This window comes from Chryseobacterium nakagawai, assembly GCF_900637665.1.
Lineage (GTDB): Bacteria > Bacteroidota > Bacteroidia > Flavobacteriales > Weeksellaceae > Chryseobacterium > Chryseobacterium nakagawai.
On sequence record NZ_LR134386.1, the window covers coordinates 3,400,167 to 3,418,928 of the forward strand.

Here is an 18,762-nt window from a genome sequence, read left to right on the forward strand (position 1 = left end):
CCATGACACAATATTTCAGAAACAGTATATTTTTAATACTTACATGTTTAACCATCATTGGTTGTGAACGCGAACCAGACTACGGAGATTCCGGAAGCGGCGAAAAAGACTATAAATATTTCCTGCTTTCCGCTTTAGGAAGCTGGCCCAATACCGTACATTATATGACGGCTACCAACGATCTTACCAAAGGGGCGATGGATATTACCAAGGAAGGTGACGAGATTAATTCTAAAGGAACCTACTCCTACATTGTAAAAAATGGTTTTATCTATAACTACAAAACTGATCAGGGTATATTTAAAAAATTCAAATATACTCAGGATAGACTGACTACGGCAAAAGAAGTCCCTTATACCTTTATCAGTGATATTTCCAGCTATGTTTGGATAGATGATAATACCTTGGTAATTGTTGGAGAAACCGGTGATGGCCAGCATATACGTTATTCGGTATTCAATGCTTCAGACCTTAGTATTATCCGTCAGGGTGAGATCGATGGATTTGAACCTTTCCCCAATGCTTATAATTTCTATACATTAGGCTCTATGACCTATATGGACGGACAGATCTATCTGCAGTATAGTTTCCGTAATGGCAAATGGATCACTCCGGAATATTATAACTTTGCGGTAATAGATTATAAAACCTTCAAAGTAAAACACTCGGCAAGCGATAGCCGAAGCTCTGGTGTGGCTAATGGTTCTCCCTATTTTAAAACCGCTTTCAGAAAAGATAATGAAGCTTTTTATTATACCTGTTTTCCACGTGTAGGAGCCGGATCAAATAAAATTTATCTTTTCAGAACTCTTAAAGGAGCAACTTCACCTGATACAGGGTATCAGATCAACCTTACAGATCTTGTAGGGGGCAAAACACTTGAAACAATGATCGATTATATTGGGAACAATAAAATGGTAGTTCTGTATCGTGATCCGGCATTGGGAAATACCTATAATGGACGTTATGCTATAATAGATATCGAAACCAAACAATTGGTTAGAGTATTGGATGAGCTGCCTGGAGATGAACCTTATGAACAAGGTCTATTTGTTCAGGATAAAAAGCTATATATTGCTGTAAATGCAAGTAAAGGGGGTAACTATGTATGGATCTATGATCTGCAGACAGACAAAATAATTAAAGGAATGAAACTTCCTGATAATATTTCCGGCTTTGCCCGCTTCGATAAGTTCTATGGTTAATCATAGCCTATTAATTTCGGATATCATACAGGATATTGACTTGATAAAAACTGCTCTCAATCATTTTGAGAGCAGTTTTTTATTTCTGCTTACATCCATGGCTTGTTTAGTCTAATGATGAAAAAACTACATCTTTTCGACTCTGTTTGGCAAGGCTATTCGGAGACTGATAATCTGCAACACGAAAAATGACCGAAAATTTTTTCCGGTCATTCTTGTATTCTAAGTTAATGATAACTTTCTTTCTAATTCTTTTAAAGCTTATAATTGAACGATAATGTTACCACACGACTATCCAGATTGTATTTCTGTCGGATCGTAGAACTGAAGTTATCACCTGTTACGCGGTAATTATTTGTTTTTAGTAAGTCTGTAACGGCCAGCTTTACGGTTGCTTTGTCTTTCCATAATGTTTTGGAAACACCCAATGTCAGGTCAAAATAAGCATCACGGATAAACAGACCAATGTTTGATTTTGAAAAATACTGTCCATTCATCTCTGCTTTTACTCCTTTTGCAATGCTGAAACTGTTTTGTGCATTGAGTGTGAATGCCAGCTGCGAACTATTTACTGAGTAATTCTGGTAATTCCCTTTATATTCATTATTAAAAACATTCAGCATAGAGGTAAGCGACCACCATTTGAAAAGCTTTGTCGTAGCCGTTATGTTGGCTCCGTATACATAAGACTTATTCAGATTGTCCTGGGTCTTTACCAAAATTCCTGTATCCGGCTGGTAATTGTAGACTTCCGTCATTACATCGTTCGTTACACTAAAGTAAGCTGATGCTATAATATATTTCCCCCAAGTGTATCCTAATTCTGTTGCATGGGTAAATTCGGGATTCAGATTGGGATTTCCTTGCCAATAATTGAATGGATCATCATAGAAACGGAACGGATTCAGATCAAAATGGCTCGGTCGGTTGATCCTTTTACTATACGATGCGTAGAATCCATGCTGATCGTTCATCTGGTATTTAACTGATGCACTCGGGAAAAGATTGGTATAATCTCTTTTTCTCTGTTCCTGAGACGTTTTTTGGTTGATATCCGTATGGGTAATTTCTGTTCTCAACCCTAGCTGGAAGGTCCATTTCGTCAGATTTAGCTTGTAGTTGGCATATAGTGCATGAATCTGCTCTTTGTATACATACTCATTACTTGCTTTATCATCATTGATCCATTCTTCACCCTGCTGTATTGAATATTCTGAAGGATTATTATTAGACTTTACGGTAGATTTAAGTCCTGTTTCCAGACTATGCATTTCGCTAAAAGGAAGAGTAAAATCTACTTTTGCATTGAAAACTTTCAGACGGGAAGCAATACTTCCTCTTCTGTTGTTGAATTTCTCTGTTCCCTGATTCACTAATGCATCTGAAAGTTGATTCTGACGGGAGGTGAACCGTGATGTTTCATATTCCAGATCCACGTCTACTTTATAATCTTTATCGTTGAAGATATGGGTACCCTTTAGATTATAGGTATAATCGTACCAGTTTTCTTTGCTTTGATTATCCGAAAGTACATGGGCAAACAGATTGCCCACAGGCTGAAATATTCTGTTCTCACCCTTTGAAAAATCTTCATACCGTCCTATTTTAGCATCGAATAACGCGCCAATACTTGTTTTATCATTGAAAGCATAATCCGCACCTACTTTAAAGTTATTAGAAGTCAAAGGCTCATTGGTTGTTGAATGCTGCTCTGTTCTGCGGGTCACCTGCTGAGGTTGTTTTTCGTCGAAGAAAACCTGACTGAAATTCCGTCTTTCTTCCTCTCCACGGAAGGTATAACTATAGTCTCCGTGCAAAGAGAGTTTCTTATGGGTATAGTTTAGGCTCATTCCGGTATTAATTCTATTTTTACGGCCTCTTCCGCCATTCAAATAATAGTTTCCGCTAAGTCCTTCCAATGAATTTTTTTTCAGCACAATATTAATGATCCCGGCATTTCCGGCAGCATCATATTTGGAAGAAGGATTGGCAATAATTTCAATATTCTTGACCAGTGTAGAATTGGTAGATCGCAAGAGGTTGGCCAGCTCTTTTGTGGATAGCGAGCTCAGCTTACCGTTTATCATTACACTTACTCCTTTCTTGCCGCGTAAGGATAGCTCACCATCCTGCGAGACCACTACCCCCGGTGTTTTTCCCAGTACTTCCAATACCGTAGTACCATCAGATAATACACTGTTTTCAACATTAAAAATCATTTTATCAGCTTTTTGCTGAAAAACCGCTTTGTTACCTTTTACTACGATGCCACTAATCTCTGAAACTTTATCTGTCTGCAAAGAATCGTTTTGGTTTTCTGTCTGTCCGTAGGCATTCAGGCTCGCCAATAAAGGTAGCCATATATAGTGTTTCTTCATGAATAATGGTTTTAGATTGTTGTTTTCTTTTTATTTCTTCGGCCCCACCAGATCATAAATCCGGTTACTGGCAATGAGGCACAGAATAAACTCATGATAAATGCCAGTATTTTTCCAGGCATTCCAAAAAAGGCTCCCACGTGCAAATCATAAGTAGCATCTGTCGCTCTTTCGGCCATAGCCTTATCTCCGTGTGAGCGGTTAAACAGAAGCTTCCCTGAATGTTCGTCAAAAATCATCATGGAAGATTCTCCATAAGTAAATTCCTTTTCTTTAATCCAGATGCTTAAGTTATCATGTTGATGATCTGCATCAGTATGATCTTCCAAATCAACTCCAAAGGAATAGGCTTCCGGATAATGAATTTTTACCTGTTCTATAATTCGATCTATGGTTGTTACTGTTTCTATGGATTCCGGAGCGGTTGTTTTGTACTGACTGAAGTCTGGTGTAGCAGAGGAAAAGCCATTAAGTAATACATAGACCCACATTTGGGTAATACGGAACGAATACATAATGCCGGTAATCGCTACAATCAGGGCCAAAAAGGAAGCATAAAACCCAAGAATGTTGTGTACATCATAATTCTTACGTCTCCAGCCTTTTACCTTCTCCCATTGAAACCACAGACGCTGTTTACGCATCTTTTTATTCTTAGGCCACCACAGAATAATCCCTGTTACCAGCATGATCACAAAGATAATAGTAGATACTCCCACAATAGTACCTCCCACTTTATTACTCAGCAGCAATGAACGATGCAGGGCCATGCAGACAAAGAAAGGGTTATTTTTTACATCATATATTGCGAGTACTTTTCCGGTATATTGGTTGACATAAACGTTTTTATAAACAATAATGCTATTAAAGTGATGCCAGCCATCAGGGTTCCCTTTAATCAGTCCGAATTGATAGGAACGGGCAGGATCTATAGGAATGGTGACTTCATCAGCTTTTACAATTTCATTTTTCAGCTGGGCATTAACCAGATCTTTCAACTCACGTAAAGGAATAGGCTTCTTATGCTCGATACCCTTTTCCCCGTGAAAAGTGTGTTCCTTACGCAAAACAGCCGTAATATCTTCATTAAAAACAAAAAATGCGCCTGACAAAGAAACAATTAAAACAATAATACCGGAAAGTAATCCGAGCCACAAATGAGCTTTCAGAATATATTTTTTGAAGGTACCTTGGGATTTCTTTTTAGTGATCTTCTGCATTTATTATTATTTAGTCTTATTAAAAATAAAGAAGCTACAAATATAACTTTATTTGTAATAATTCTAAACAGCGGGAAAGCTTATTTTACGTGAGAAACCTGATTTTTATTAGGTTTTATAAGAATAGATGTCATCTAAAGATAAAGAGAAGGCTTGTTTTACACAAAGCAAATGTAAATATCACACTTATAGAAATGAATATTCACTTTAAATAATAGTAAAATCCTTATAAATTTTCAAGAGAAGGATTTGAAATTCATTCAGCTTCAGAAATGAAAACCAATACATTTCAAAATATACTGCATTTAGATTTTGCAAATTAAATATGAACATCAGATATAGCAATGAATTTTATTTACTATTAAGAAATTTTATAAAAAAATCGCCAAAACAAATAACTCAAAACCATCATTTATACAACAATGAACAAATTACATTGTAGATTTGTTAAATTTTATTAAATAAAATGAAAATGAATTTGTTAAAACCGGGAAATTATATTTATTTTAGTGCCTTAAAAATTTCTCATGAAAAGATATAATTTATTGATTGTACTACTGCTGCTCATTTTTAACATTACTACAGCTCAAAAGAAAAAATCTCCTGCTGCTGATCTTAGCATACTAAAGGATACCAAATCTAAGATTGAAGCTACAGTACCATTGGTCATTCAACATCTTCAGGCCATTGCAACAAAAGAAGGGGACAATAATATTGTGATCAACGGAAAGACAGCACTGGGAAAAGAATATGGCATCTTAGAATCTGAATGGTTTTTATACAGAAACAATATGAAAAACTGTATTATGAACAATTCTTCCAAGAAAGCTAAAAAATGTATGGAATACCATACGCAATACCTTAGAAATACATTCATCAATTATGGTAACTACATTTCTAACCTTACCAGAAAAAATGGATATTTAGGAGTAGAAGGGGATACGAAATTTGATTTCAAACCGGCTGAAATTGCAACGAAACTTACTGAAGCTTATTTCAATGCCAATGATGCTGCAGGAAGAATGAAGGCTGACCAAAAGAGAGAGTTTTTGGGAACTACTATGAGTGACGAGAATAAACTTACTCCTTATGCTCAATTAGCCCAATAAAAAAATGATAAACGAACATATAAAAAGAGAACTGAATAACAGTTCTCTTTTTTGCTGCAAAAAATCCCCGCCAAAAAAGCAGTTTTGTGGTACTAATCATAAAACTTGGGGAAAAAGTAGAAATAAGGCGGAGAAAATTTGCATAAACTCTATAGAATCAATTGTCCTACCTCTGATCTATAAGAGCAGTACAAAAATAGGACTATGCCTCCTACTCATAAAAGAATAGCTGTAGAATTAAATGCCAGTAATTGTAGAAATAATACTACTCATCATTACGTATAAATAACTAATGGCAGAAAGAATTTTCATTTCAACCCTACATTCATTTATTCACTATTTCCACCACTGGTAGTAATTGTGTAATCCGTCATATTCAAACCCGCAACGCGGATACAGTACATTACCAATTTCGTTTGTTTTTTCTGTTTCAAGCATCAGTCCGCAGGCTCCTGTTTCTTCACACCATTGTTTACTGCGGTCAATCAACGCAACAGAAAGCCCTTTTCCCCTATAGTCAGGATGTACAAATAAATCACTTAGCAACCACTGTTTTTGTAATTTGGTATAATGGAATAATTTATAAAGCTGTACAAATCCTACAGCTCTGCCATCAGCCCAAGCAAGGAAAATATCAGACTCACTATTCAGGAATCTTTCTTTAAGAAATGCTTTTCCTTTTTCTACATCAGATTCCTGTCTGTAAAAAACACGGTAAAGATTAAATAATTCCGCCGTTTCATTAAGATCCTCAAGACTTGCTTTTTTAATTGTGTAATTCATTGTTATAGGTATTTTATTAACATAGCAAAAGTACCTTTAAACAGGACTGGATTTACCATCCAGATTAATGTTATAATGATAGTCCAGAAGGCTAAAAATACCGCATGTTCCGGATTTTATACGTCCTTACAACTTCAGATCTTTGTTCCATAAAAGCAAAAAAAATGACAGATCTACTCCAAAGAATTGAAAATACCGATTGGCAGCTCACGACAGAATCCATGCATCAGAACGGGTACGCCATTATTCCCAATCTATTATCAAAAGATGAATGTGATACACTCATTTCCAACTACGATCAAGCAGAACTATACCGAAAGACTGTGGTGATGGCAAGGCATCGTTTTGGCCTGGGTGAATATAAATATTTTAATTATCCATTACCGGAATTGCTTCAAACCATCCGCACTTACATCTATCCTCACCTATCATCTATTGCTAATGTTTGGTTTAAAGCTTTGAATATTGATATATCTTTTCCATCAGAACACAGTAATTTTTTGCAGCAATGCCACTCTAATAATCAACAAAAAGCTACTGCTTTGATTTTGAAATATGGTGAAGGTGGTTTTAATACTTTACACCAGGACTTATATGGAGATCTTTATTTTCCTATTCAGATTGTACTGATGCTGAGCGAACCAGAAAAGGATTTTACGGGTGGAGAATTCGTTCTTACCCAACAAGTGCCAAGAGCACAATCCAAGGCAATTGTTTTAAAACCTAAGAAAGGAGACATTCTCATCTTCACTACTCATTTCAAACCCGAGAAAGGAACAAAAGGGTATTACAGAGTGAATATGAAACATGGGGTAAGTGAAGTAAAAACCGGAAAACGTTATGCCCTTGGAATTATTTTCCATGATGCAGAGAAATGATAGCGGGCGGGAAATCAATAACGATCATTTAATACAATTGAGTACAATACAAAAATATTTAAACTTCAGGCTTTCAAGACACTCCTCTTCCAACCTCCAACTTCCTTACTAAAAATATGATCCTACATTCACAACTCTCAGATTCTGAACTAAGAAGTAAAATCCGGAAGAACGAAATTCTTCTGGGTGGAAATAAAAAACTAAAAATCTATGGATTACTTGGCTGTAAATCAGGAAAAAGAATAAAAAAAGAAAACCGGGTTTTCTTTACTGATGTTCAGGAGGCTTTTCAAAATGGGTATCGTCCCTGCGGCCATTGCATGAAAGAAGAATATCAACGATGGAAGTTGCAACAAATCCAACATTTAAAGTAAAAAAAAAGAGAAGTAATTTTATATTACTTCTCTCGTTGAGTAGCGGGAACCGGACTCGAACCGATGACCTTCGGGTTATGAGCCCGACGAGCTACCTACTGCTCCATCCCGCGGTGTATTTTTAGAGTGTTTACCGAAAACACTTGCTTAGTAGCGGGAACCGGACTCGAACCGATGACCTTCGGGTTATGAGCCCGACGAGCTACCTACTGCTCCATCCCGCGGTGTATTTTTAGAGTGTCTACCGAAAACACTTGCTTAGTAGCGGGAACCGGACTCGAACCGATGACCTTCGGGTTATGAGCCCGACGAGCTACCTACTGCTCCATCCCGCGGTGTATTTTTAGAGTGCTTACCGAAAGCACTTGCTTAGTAGCGGGAACCGGACTCGAACCGATGACCTTCGGGTTATGAGCCCGACGAGCTACCTACTGCTCCATCCCGCGGTGTATTTTTAGAGTGCTTACCGAAAACACTTGCTTAGTAGCGGGAACCGGACTCGAACCGATGACCTTCGGGTTATGAGCCCGACGAGCTACCTACTGCTCCATCCCGCGGTGTATTTTTAGAGTGTTTACCGAAAACACTTGCTTAGTAGCGGGAACCGGACTCGAACCGATGACCTTCGGGTTATGAGCCCGACGAGCTACCTACTGCTCCATCCCGCGATATTGGATTGCAAAGATACGGCTATTTTTTAAAAATCCTAATTTTTCTTTTAAATAAAGGACTTTTATGAAAACTATTTTATTATTTGTATCTTTGTTTTATGGCAAAGATATTAAAAATTTATCCCGACAACCCACAGGAAAACCTTGTGAATGAAGTTATTAAAACATTAAATAATGGTGGATTAATTATCTATCCCTCAGATACAATTTATGCGCTTGGCTGTAATATTTTTGATATAAAAGCCATGGAAAAGTTGGCCCAACTGAAAAAATTAAAGCTTGAAAAGTCAAAATTTTCAATAATCTGTAATGATTTGAGTCATCTTTCCGATTTTACAAGACCTATTGATACTTCGGTTTTCAGATTTTTGAAAAGTCATATTCCAGGGCCGTTTACATTTATTCTAGACGCTAACAAGAGTTTACCTTTAGCTTATAAAGGTCATAAAACAATTGGTATTCGTGTTCCCGATCATCCCATTCCACAGCTTATTGTTGAAAAACTAGGCCATCCTATTGCTTCAACCTCCATCAGAGATGATGATGAAATTATCGAATACTCTACAGACCCGGAACTGATTGCTGAAAAATACGATCACCTGGTAGATATTGTTATTGATTCAGGGTATGGAGATAATGTGGCTTCAACGATTGTGGATCTTACTTCAGGAGAACCTGAAATTATCCGTCAGGGGAAAGGGATCATTTAATTCAGAATTTTTTGACTTTTAAGATTCTGGTTTAGCGTAAGAATTACGGTTGATAGATTTATGGGGAATAACGGAAAATATTCTGTGGGAATTCTGCTCACATTTGTACTCTTAGGTACAACGATGCTCTATGTTTTCCCTGTTATCAGTATGATTACAGGAGTAAAGGCTGTTTCGGGAAACACTTTCTCTCTCAGCAGAATTGCTATATGGACCGTCTTACTTATTATATTTCTGTACAGTCTTTTGATTGAAAAGGGTTCTTTTTTACTTATAAAAGAAAAGAAGTATTCTATTATATTCAACATAAAAGCAATCGTCTTTTTATATCTGATCTGCGTATTCGGAGGAGCCATTTTGAACGGATTGATCCAGTTTTTAATCCATAAAGAAGAAAGTAACAAGATTCTGCAGTTCACCTCGCTCTTTAAAAATGATTATTTTTTAATTATTTTTACATGCCTTACAGCAGGAATTGTAGAGGAGCTTTTGATGCGAGGATATATACAGCCCAGAATTGAGAAAATATACAACAGTCCTCTTTTGGGGATTTTAGTTTCCGCGGCTTTATTCGGAATTCTTCACAGCACTTACGGAACCATTGGTCAGGTGGTAGTACCTTTCTTCATTGGAGCTGTTTTTGCTATGTTTTATAAAAAATATTCAAATATTAAAATTCTTATTGTCTGTCATTTTATGATTGATTTTATCACTCTGATGGTCATGAATTTTATTGATTTTAAACATTTATCTGTATTTTAACATTATGAAAATTGTAACATCACCTGCCAAATTAATGAACGTAGAAAATTCAACGGACCTGTTGAAAACCACTACACCTAAATTCATTGAAGAGGCAGCTTTTATACAAACTTATTTAAAAGAAAAATCACCAAAATATCTTTCCGAGCTTATGGAAATCTCGCCCAAACTGGCTGATGAAAACTGGGAAAGAAATCAAAAATGGAAAGCAAAACCTACAGCCAAAGAGTCCGCTCCTGCCATGTATGCTTTTACAGGCGAAGTGTACAGAGGGCTGGATGCCAAAACGCTTGACAAAGATGCAGTAGATTACCTTCAAAAAAACTACAGAATGCTTTCCGGATTGTATGGCCTTCTGAAACCTTCTGATAAAGTCATGCTTTACAGACTGGAAATGGGACGCCATTTTGAGTTCGATCAGTACAAAAATTTGTATGAATTCTGGAGAGAGAAAATCACCGAACAACTGAACACCGAAATGAAAAAAGGAGAAGTTCTTCTTCATCTGGCCAGTAATGAGTATGGAAAAGTAATTGACAGAAAAAAATTAAACCACCAGGTTATCGACTTTGATTTTTATGAATTAAGAGACGGTAAACTGAAAACGATTGTAGTCTATACAAAACATGCAAGAGGTCTTATGGTAAGATTCTGTGCCGAAACTCAGGCTAAAACCCTGGATGATGTAAAAACTTTCAATTATGAAGGGTATAGAATTGATGACGAAAAATCTACTGATACAAAACTGGTTTTTACGAGATAAATGACAATATCAACATTTAAAAAATATTTCAAAGCAGAACTTTCCGACCTTTATACTGAGTCGGAAAGTGCTTTTTTAACCTCCCTATTCCTCCAGAAAATAGTAGGCTTTGATTCTTTTGAGCAAAGAAGATTTTCTGAACAGGAACTTCTGACTGACGACGAACAGCAACTTCACGAGCTAGTTTCCGCTTTAAAAACTGGAAGACCTTATCAGCAGATTCTGGGAGAAACTGAATTTTACGGAATGACATTTCTCGTGGATGAACATGTTTTGATCCCACGCCCTGAAACAGAAGAATTGCTGGAAATAGCCATCCGGGAGATTCAAAATTTAGAAAATAATGATTCGGGACTGAAGATTCTGGATATCGGAACAGGAAGTGGTGTAATTCCTTTGGTTTTAAAAAAGCATTTTCCAGAGGCGGAGGTATCTTCTATCGATTTCTCTGAAAAGGCTCTGAAAACGGCAAATCGTAACGCAGCTTATCACCAGCTTGAGGTTAAGTTGATCCATGCAGATTATCTGAATACTCAGCTAGATGAAGAATATGACGTTATCATTTCAAACCCGCCATACATAGGTATTGAAGAAGAAACAGAGATCGAAGATTCCGTAAAAGGATTTGAACCTACCATGGCTCTTTTCTCTCCTACTTCTGATGCTTTAATTTTTTACAGAAAGATTGCAGAGGACTCCAGAGAGCATCTGAAAAACAATGGCCTTTTATTTTTAGAAATCAATCAAAAGTTAGGTCCTGAAACGCTGGAATTGTATCATTACTTTTCCAATGCACAGTTATTAAAAGACTTATCTGAAAATGACCGATTTATTTATGGAAGAAAATAAGTAATTTTATTGCTTATAAACATTACTATACAGTATAGAAATCATGGTCATCAAACCACATAATGTTGGAACTCTAAAAATTGCAGAAGTAAGTTCTGATACAATCATCATCCAATCTGCAGATGACGGACTCGATCTTATGGGAAATATTTATTATCAGGGATTTGATAAAGTAATTCTCTACGAAAAGAACATCACCCCTGATTTCTTTGACCTGAAAACCAAAATTGCCGGAGAAATTCTGCAAAAATTTTCTAACTATCGTATCGGATTGGCTATTGTTGGGGATTTCAGTAAGTATGAAAGCAAAAGCATGAGGGATTTTATCTTTGAAAGTAATAAGACTCAACACATCAACTTTGTTTCAATGCTTGAAGAAGCTCTTGAAAATTTTTCAAAATAACAAAAATTGCGATAAGATCTTTATTGATAAGTATACTTACATTTTATTCTGCCAAAAATCCCTTTGAAAATAATTGGATACCTATTATACCCTAAAATTCCCTGTAAGTTATCTTACAGGGTTTATTTTTTTATCTAATAAATTTGAAATCAAGATGTTCCCTATACCAAGCTGTACAAAAATAATCTATTATGATTATCATATATATAAAAATACTAATGAAAAATTAAATTTTAGTTTAAAAATTAAATTATAACAGAATTAATTATCACAAAACAAGCAATTAAAATAAATTATTTATATATTTGCATAAAACACAAGCATTATGAATTATACTTTTTTAGTAGCCATTCAACTGAGTATGGCTATTTAACACATTTCATTTTTTGATTTTTTTTGCAGAATAAAAGGTCATCCTCAGCTATGAGGCTTGTATTTATTATATCTGCTACTTGATCTTATCACAATCAAAGAATTTACATAGTCTAATCTTATTCAATAAGGTATCAACTCAAACAGGTTGATATAAATGAAATATTTTTTGATAGAACTAAAACTGTCAGAAAACTCTAATGCCATTGTCTTTTACCAAAAAACAACCATAAAAACACATTTAAAAGAGAGTATTAACATTAAAAACAAACAAGTTAACATACAATAAATACACTTAGGATGAAAAATTATTTCTTATCAATTGTTTTTTTTACAATGAGTTCATTTGCGCATGCACAGGTTGGGATTAACACACCAAATCCAGATGCCAGTGCAGCTTTAGAGGTTTACAGCCAAAACAAAGGAATGTTGATTCCAAGACTTACCACAGCTAAAAGGGATGCTATCGCCAATCCTGCCAATTCACTTCTTATTTATGACACGGATAAAAAGTGTTTAAGCCAGAATATAGGAACACCTTCCAGCCCGGATTGGCTATGTATCAGTGGAAATGCTGTCAAAATGTTTTATATGCCCAGCGTATCTTTCGATACTTCTCAAAATGCCACCGCTCAAACCAAAGATCTCTATACCTTATATAAAAATCAATTTGGAACTCCAAAAGCAAAAAGCACGAGTGCTCCTGCTTCCATCCCTTTCTTTCCTTCAAGCAAAGATCTTTATTATTATGTGACAGATGCTGATCCTAACGTATTCAGAAATATTTCTATTTCTGATACAGGAGTAATGACGTATGATGTAAGAGCTGCGGCCACAGACTGTTCTTTTATTAATATTGTTTTTGTTGTAAAATAATGGAGTTATGAACAGAAATATTTCAATCTTATATCTTCAAAAAACTCTGTTTATTATTTCCTTTTTCGTTTTCTCTCAAGACATTGTAGCCCAAAATCAACAAGGTACAGGGTTTCCTTATTTTGTTAATTTTACCCAGGGACTGCAACCCCAGGAAGCGTATAAGGTAACAACAAGCGGAATTCAGAATGATGCTACTTTTACAACGGACGGTTTAAGGCTAACCAGAAATGTGAATAATATATCCGGAGGTGTTATCCTTGCGGACAGAAAATTCACCAGTGATCAGGGAATTAAATTCGAATTTGAATATGTCATCTATGGTGGAAGTTCCAATGGAGGTGATGGAATCTCCATATTTTTAGTGGATGGATCTATTCCCAAAGACCAACTTAATCTTGGTTATTTTGGAGGAGGACTAGGCTATACTTTTGTGATGAGAAATTCAAGACAAGGAGGAAATCTGGAAGGTTTGAGGGGAGCTTATCTGGGAATCGGTCTCGATGAATTCGGAAATTTTAAAACCAGATTTCGTCAGGGGGACAGAACAAGAAACGGACTTACCGATGTGTCTATAGCTGATGGCCGAAGTAATGTAACTTTAAGAGGTAAACGTGGTAATCAGTATCTTTCATCTTCGGAACCTGCCGGATACAATGGTTATCCGTTGCTTTACAGTACAGCAACCAACGCAGCTCCTTCAAGCAACAACCGTTCGATATACTTAAATGTTCAGACCGGAAAGCATATGGCGACTCAAAATTCCACTTTTAGCAAGTTTACTATGGAAAACGGAGGAAATTCAATTCCCCAGGATGATTCTGATGCCAGATTCCGTAAGGCTTATATCAACTTAATTCCAAATCCTGCAGGAGGCTATAATATTACAGTAGAGATTCAGCATGGCAATGTTAAAGAAAAGATTATTGACAGCTACTATTATCCCACCTCTTTAAAATATACAGAGAATGCCATGCAAAATAATCAGGTAAGAACGCTGGACACTTCTCCTCCTTCCACTTTCAGGATTGGATTTGCCGCTTCAACCGGAGATGCTAAAAATATACACCTGCTAAAAAACCTGGGAGTTACCAGACCTTATGCCGCTGAAGTTACTGATGATCTGTTTGCAGGATGTCCGGGAATAAAATCCACATACTCTCCCCTTCTGAATGATGCCGCTTATACCTCAAAAAATGGTCAAAATCCACCTGTTTCTTCTTACGATAATATTGATTTTAATTCATTCCGGTTTTTAGATATTAATGGTGCCGTTATTCCTAATATAAGCGGAGGGGTCTACACCAATAGCGAAGGAACATGGACCTATTATCCAGCCACAGGAAAATTAGCTTTTAAACCTGCTAACGGATTTACCGGAGTAGCCAAAATAAGATATGACATCAAAGGCGGAGGAAGGGATGGCTCAGAAAGTCCTTATAATCATGAAGACTATCGATCTATGCCTGGATTAATACAAGTTAATATTTCCACTGCTAATAATTGTAGTAAAGCCTGTATAGTTTCCAATAAAAATATCACTCAAAAAATACAAAGCAATCCATAGGAAACAAAATACTAAAATTTAAAAACCGACTTTTGTCGGTTTTTTTGTATTTCCGGATGAATCGTATGAAAGGATATTATCCTCATAAAAGATCCATTTTATAAGAACGGACTGTTTGTTTAAATATCATGAAATCCACTCTTCATTTCTCTTTCGAATTAAAATAATTAATTGCATCTTCTATGGCCTTATTGATCGGTTGATATTGAATTTTCAACTCATCTACCGACTTTTGGTTAGTGTAATAGTTGTGAATCTGGAGTGCTTTCATATTTGAAGTGCAGAGATTGGTTTTTATTTCTAATCTCCTCAGAATATCCCCAACCCATCCTAAAATATTCAATAATATATTGGGAATAGGAATCATCATTGGGGTTTGATTGGCAGTTTCATTTATCTTTTCAAAAAACTGTTTGTAGCTTAAATTTTCGTTGGCTAATAAGTATTTTTCTCCATTCTTCCCCTTTTCCATAGCATTGATTATGCCATTGGCTGCATCTTCTGCATGAACAAAATTCTTCCCTCCTTTTGGGTAAAAGATCAGTTTCTTTTTCCACGCCCAAAAAATCAACTTTCCGGAACTTGGTTTTCTATCGTAAGCCCCAATCATGAAGGTGGGATTTAAAATGACCACTTTTGTATTTTTACAGTTCTCCAAAAGGTAAGTTTCAGCACTCAGTTTACTTTGTGCATAAAAAGAATCTGTGAAAGGGTATTTCTGATGCTGTTCTTCATTTCCGGGATATTCCTGGCTTCCATATCCAATCGTATTGGCCGAACTCACAAACAAAAATCGTTCTACCCCACAAACTTCCACCTGAGAGAACAAATTTGCCGTAATATCATAATTTACTTTTTTATACTTTTCATAACGGATCAGGTTCTGATTCGTTTCTGCAGCTATATGAATGATACAGTCAACATTGGCAAGATATAATGACAGATCAGAGCTTATACAACCTTCAATCAGTTTCAGGTTTTCATTTTCTTCACCCAGATATTTGCTTTTCTGGCGCACCAGAGCAATAACAGAATAACCATTTTGTAATAATTTAATGATAATATTGGTTCCCAGAAGCCCTGTAGCTCCGGTTACAAAAACTTTTTTCATGCCTCGATCTCTCTTTTTATCGCTTGAGTCATCAGGGGAAGCTTAATCCATATGGGAAGAATCTTCATCATCAGCCAGCTTATTGGATTGACCATAATTACGGAATCTTTTTTAAATAACTGCCGAATACACCGAGCCGCTACTTTATCAGGATTTAAAAGCGTCAGTCTTCCAAAGAAGCCTTGTTTTTCGATTCTTTTACAGACATCAGCATTGGTTTTCATAGCTCCGGGGTTCACCACGCTTACAAAAACATTTGTATCTTTTAATTCTTCATGCAGTCCTCTTGAAAAGGAATGAATAAAACTTTTGGAGGCCGGATATACCGTCTTAAAGCCTATAGGAGAGAATGCAGCCATACTTGAAACATTTAAAATATATGCTTTAGGCTGTTTCAAAAGATTAGGTAACAGCTGATGGGTAATAAGAGAAGTTGCGGTTACGTTGACCTGCAAAATGGTGTTGATATAATCGGATGTAGCTTCAGTGAACTTCTTTGTTCCCCCAAGACCTGCATTATTAATCAGGATATGGATATTAAAAGACGAATTAAGCCATTCTGTAAGCTTCATTACGTTTTCATTAATAGAAAGGTCAACTTCATAGCAATAAGCTTTTATAGGGTGCTTTTCTTCAAGATTCCGGGAAAGTTCTTTTAAATTCTGACCGGGAAGACTTACCAGAATAAGATTGATATTTTTTCTGGCCAGGTTTTCAGCGAAGGCCTTTCCCAGTCCCTGACTTGCTCCCGTCACCACAGCGTATGATTCTTTGGTATCCATAAGATTAAATTTTACGGTACAAAGCTATCATGGAAACCTCCTTTGAATGTTCCGGATTATCTGAACGAACCTATTTTCAACCTAAAAACAAATCAAAATCAAGCAGCTGATAATCAATAAATTAAATATGTTTACAAAGTAAAAGTTTATAAATCGGAACTTATTTTTTGAATTCGGAAGGAGTTTGCCCGGTCACTTTTTTGAAAGTAGTATTGAAGGAAGTCTTGGAATTGAAACCTGACTCATAAGCGATTCCCAGAATGGATAATTTACTTCCGGAATCTTTAAGAAGCTGTTTGGCATATTCAACCCTGAATTCATTCACATATTGGAAAAAATTCTTTTGAAAACCAGTATTGATAACATAAGATAAATGATGAGTAGTAACAGTAAGCATATCTGCCAGTTTGATGAGATTCAAGTCACTATCCAGATAAGGCTTCTTAGTTTCCATCATATGTTCAAGCTGCGTTTTGATTCTTATGAGTTCTTCATCCGGCATCAGTTTCCTTTTTACCTCTTCAGAGTCAACGTCATCCTGAATAGAGATTAATTCTTCACGTTGTTTTTCTTCTAACGGATAAATCTCTTTCTGTTTTAATGAATAATAACCAACGCAATAAATGACCACAAGGAATACTGCATTGATAAAGAAGTTTAAAGATTTAGGATCATAAAACAGATTGTATACTACATAAATAATATTCACTGCAAGAATGACGAGGATAATATATTCCAGCCAATTCAGATTGATTCCTTCGGTATTGGAAGAAAACTGCTGGATGTTTCGCTGATGTTTTCTGATGGTGATATAAGAAAGAACAGTATAAAACAATGCCTGAACCAAGATCAGGAGGATACTTAGAAACTCAAAAGGATGAGTATACCCCAGTTTAACCAATACAAGAAATACAAAAAATACCGCTGGCAATACCAGAAACTTTATATCTGTTATTTTAAATCTAAAAGAGGGATTGGTATGAAATAATACGCTGAAATAAAAAAAGACAGGGGTTAGATATTGTACAATCCGGATCGGAAATAAGGAGTGGAACTCTATAACTGAGCCAGTTATGAGGAAAAGAACTTCATCCAGCCAGAATGTAGACCAAAGAAAGAGAAAAATTCCGAACCAGAAATTGGCTTTCCGGTTAACCTTTAAAGGATTGGCAATGTTCAGCAGAGAAAGCAAAACCAATGAACCATAGATAAGTATCACGATGAAACTATTGAATTCTGATGTGTTCATTGGTTTTGATATTTTAGATTAAAAAAGCTTTTATCTTATTCGCTTCCTGATAAAAATCTGATATCCCAGGTAAATCAATGGTAGTGACATGACTCCAAGATATAAAATATTACTCATGGCCAGCTGCGGATGTAATACAATAGAATATACAAGCCCGAAAAATGCTCCTCCAAGATGGGCAGCATGTCCCAGGTTGTCCCATTGTTTAGGGTTCAGCATCATGTAAACAGAATATCCGAAATACAATGTCCCAAATAACCATCCCGGTAAAAAGTTTACACTGATCTCATTGGGAGCCATCGCAATGGACGCAAAAATAATCCCTGAAACAGCTCCTGAAGCTCCGATAGCGGAATACCAAGGCTGTTTCTGGTAAATCTGCAAGCTAAATAGGTTTCCAAGGATCATTGATCCGAAATAGATCATTAAGAATCCAACTTCTCCAAAAAAGTGAACCACCACTCCCTGAAAGAAGTATAGGGAAAGCATATTAAAAAACAGGTGCATAAAATCTGCATGCAAAAATGCAGAACTTATCAGCCTTATATATTCTTTACGGTTGGCAATTGCTCCAACATTGAATTTATATTTTTCAAATAAAACGGTATTATTGAACCCCATGTAACTGAATACACAAGTAACGGCAATAATAATCAAAACAAATATATCCATCTGATGTTTTTATTTACTGTTAAATAGA

At 36.0% G+C, this 18,762-nt stretch carries 18 protein-coding genes and 6 tRNA genes; 11 read left to right on the top strand and 13 right to left on the bottom strand.

The window, feature by feature from the left end; genetic code table 11:
• Positions 1-2 precede the first annotated feature (2 nt).
• Complete coding sequence (locus EL260_RS15345; protein ID WP_123856179.1) at positions 3-1,205, top strand: YncE family protein; 1,203 nt, start codon at positions 3-5, stop codon at positions 1,203-1,205.
• Positions 1,206-1,459: 254 nt separating this feature from the next.
• Here EL260_RS15345 and EL260_RS15350 read toward each other — a convergent pair whose 3' ends face one another.
• Together EL260_RS15350 and EL260_RS15355 are read right to left on the bottom strand one after the other, a co-directional pair.
• Positions 1,460-3,583 carry a TonB-dependent receptor domain-containing protein gene (locus tag EL260_RS15350; protein ID WP_123856180.1) on the bottom strand — a complete coding sequence of 708 codons (2,124 nt, stop codon included), beginning with the start codon at positions 3,581-3,583 and terminating at the stop codon, positions 1,460-1,462.
• 11 nt (positions 3,584-3,594) lie between these two features.
• Complete coding sequence (locus EL260_RS15355; protein WP_123856181.1) at positions 3,595-4,803, bottom strand: PepSY-associated TM helix domain-containing protein; 1,209 nt, start codon at positions 4,801-4,803, stop codon at positions 3,595-3,597.
• Positions 4,804-5,330: 527 nt separating this feature from the next.
• Between EL260_RS15355 and EL260_RS15360 the strand changes: the two genes are divergently transcribed.
• On the top strand, positions 5,331-5,912 hold the full coding sequence (locus EL260_RS15360; RefSeq protein ID WP_123856182.1) for a hypothetical protein: 582 nt from the start codon (positions 5,331-5,333) through the stop codon (positions 5,910-5,912).
• Positions 5,913-6,248: 336 nt separating this feature from the next.
• Here the strand turns inward: EL260_RS15360 and EL260_RS15365 are convergent, their stop codons facing one another.
• On the bottom strand, positions 6,249-6,695 hold the full coding sequence (locus tag EL260_RS15365) for a GNAT family N-acetyltransferase (RefSeq protein WP_123856183.1): 447 nt from the start codon (positions 6,693-6,695) through the stop codon (positions 6,249-6,251).
• 164 nt (positions 6,696-6,859) lie between these two features.
• Here EL260_RS15365 and EL260_RS15370 point away from each other — a divergent pair, with 164 nt between their 5' ends.
• Both EL260_RS15370 and EL260_RS15375 read left to right on the top strand, forming a co-directional pair.
• Entirely contained in the window at positions 6,860-7,573 is a 714-nt protein-coding gene (locus tag EL260_RS15370; RefSeq protein ID WP_123856184.1) for a 2OG-Fe(II) oxygenase, read from the top strand.
• Positions 7,574-7,689: 116 nt separating this feature from the next.
• Entirely contained in the window at positions 7,690-7,947 is a 258-nt protein-coding gene (locus EL260_RS15375) for an Ada metal-binding domain-containing protein (RefSeq protein WP_123856185.1), read from the top strand.
• Positions 7,948-7,987: 40 nt separating this feature from the next.
• Here the strand turns inward: EL260_RS15375 and EL260_RS15380 are convergent.
• From EL260_RS15380 to EL260_RS15405, 6 genes are all read right to left on the bottom strand, one after another.
• A tRNA-Met gene (locus EL260_RS15380) sits at positions 7,988-8,060 on the bottom strand.
• Positions 8,061-8,098: 38 nt separating this feature from the next.
• A tRNA-Met gene (locus EL260_RS15385) sits at positions 8,099-8,171 on the bottom strand.
• Between the two features lie 38 nt (positions 8,172-8,209).
• Positions 8,210-8,282: transfer RNA gene (locus tag EL260_RS15390), tRNA-Met, on the bottom strand.
• A gap of 38 nt (positions 8,283-8,320) precedes the next feature.
• Positions 8,321-8,393 (bottom strand) — tRNA-Met (locus EL260_RS15395).
• 38 nt (positions 8,394-8,431) lie between these two features.
• Positions 8,432-8,504 (bottom strand) — tRNA-Met (locus EL260_RS15400).
• A gap of 38 nt (positions 8,505-8,542) precedes the next feature.
• Positions 8,543-8,615, bottom strand: a tRNA-Met gene (locus EL260_RS15405).
• Positions 8,616-8,716: 101 nt separating this feature from the next.
• On the opposite strand from EL260_RS15405, the gene EL260_RS15410 reads away from it, so the two are divergent.
• From EL260_RS15410 to EL260_RS15440, 7 genes are all read left to right on the top strand, one after another.
• Positions 8,717-9,328: an L-threonylcarbamoyladenylate synthase gene (locus EL260_RS15410; RefSeq protein ID WP_123856186.1), complete on the top strand. Its 612-nt coding sequence runs from the start codon at positions 8,717-8,719 to the stop codon at positions 9,326-9,328.
• A gap of 60 nt (positions 9,329-9,388) precedes the next feature.
• Positions 9,389-10,090, top strand: coding sequence for a CPBP family intramembrane glutamic endopeptidase (locus EL260_RS15415; RefSeq protein WP_123856187.1), 702 nt, complete (start codon positions 9,389-9,391; stop codon positions 10,088-10,090).
• 4 nt (positions 10,091-10,094) lie between these two features.
• Positions 10,095-10,853 carry a peroxide stress protein YaaA gene (gene yaaA, locus EL260_RS15420; RefSeq protein WP_123856188.1) on the top strand — a complete coding sequence of 253 codons (759 nt, stop codon included), beginning with the start codon at positions 10,095-10,097 and terminating at the stop codon, positions 10,851-10,853.
• Positions 10,854-11,702, top strand: coding sequence for a peptide chain release factor N(5)-glutamine methyltransferase (gene prmC, locus EL260_RS15425; RefSeq protein WP_123856189.1), 849 nt, complete (start codon positions 10,854-10,856; stop codon positions 11,700-11,702).
• 43 nt (positions 11,703-11,745) lie between these two features.
• Positions 11,746-12,105, top strand: coding sequence for a DUF4180 domain-containing protein (locus EL260_RS15430; RefSeq protein ID WP_123856190.1), 360 nt, complete (start codon positions 11,746-11,748; stop codon positions 12,103-12,105).
• 672 nt (positions 12,106-12,777) lie between these two features.
• The gene (locus EL260_RS15435) at positions 12,778-13,353 is read left to right on the top strand and encodes a hypothetical protein (RefSeq protein ID WP_123856191.1); all 576 of its coding nucleotides are present in this window, start codon (positions 12,778-12,780) and stop codon (positions 13,351-13,353) included.
• Between the two features lie 7 nt (positions 13,354-13,360).
• Positions 13,361-14,920: an L-type lectin family protein gene (locus EL260_RS15440; RefSeq protein WP_228445481.1), complete on the top strand. Its 1,560-nt coding sequence runs from the start codon at positions 13,361-13,363 to the stop codon at positions 14,918-14,920.
• A gap of 142 nt (positions 14,921-15,062) precedes the next feature.
• Here EL260_RS15440 and EL260_RS15445 read toward each other — a convergent pair whose 3' ends face one another.
• From EL260_RS15445 to EL260_RS15460, 4 genes are all read right to left on the bottom strand, one after another.
• Positions 15,063-16,031, bottom strand: coding sequence for an NAD-dependent epimerase/dehydratase family protein (locus tag EL260_RS15445; RefSeq protein WP_123856192.1), 969 nt, complete (start codon positions 16,029-16,031; stop codon positions 15,063-15,065).
• The gene (locus EL260_RS15450) at positions 16,028-16,813 is read right to left on the bottom strand and encodes an SDR family NAD(P)-dependent oxidoreductase (RefSeq protein WP_123856193.1); all 786 of its coding nucleotides are present in this window, start codon (positions 16,811-16,813) and stop codon (positions 16,028-16,030) included. Before EL260_RS15450 ends, EL260_RS15445 begins: the two co-directional genes overlap by 4 nt.
• Before the next feature lie 160 nt (positions 16,814-16,973).
• On the bottom strand, positions 16,974-18,062 hold the full coding sequence (locus EL260_RS15455) for a helix-turn-helix domain-containing protein (protein WP_123856194.1): 1,089 nt from the start codon (positions 18,060-18,062) through the stop codon (positions 16,974-16,976).
• A gap of 30 nt (positions 18,063-18,092) precedes the next feature.
• Positions 18,093-18,734, bottom strand: coding sequence for a rhomboid family intramembrane serine protease (locus EL260_RS15460; RefSeq protein ID WP_123856195.1), 642 nt, complete (start codon positions 18,732-18,734; stop codon positions 18,093-18,095).
• Positions 18,735-18,762: the final 28 nt, after the last annotated feature.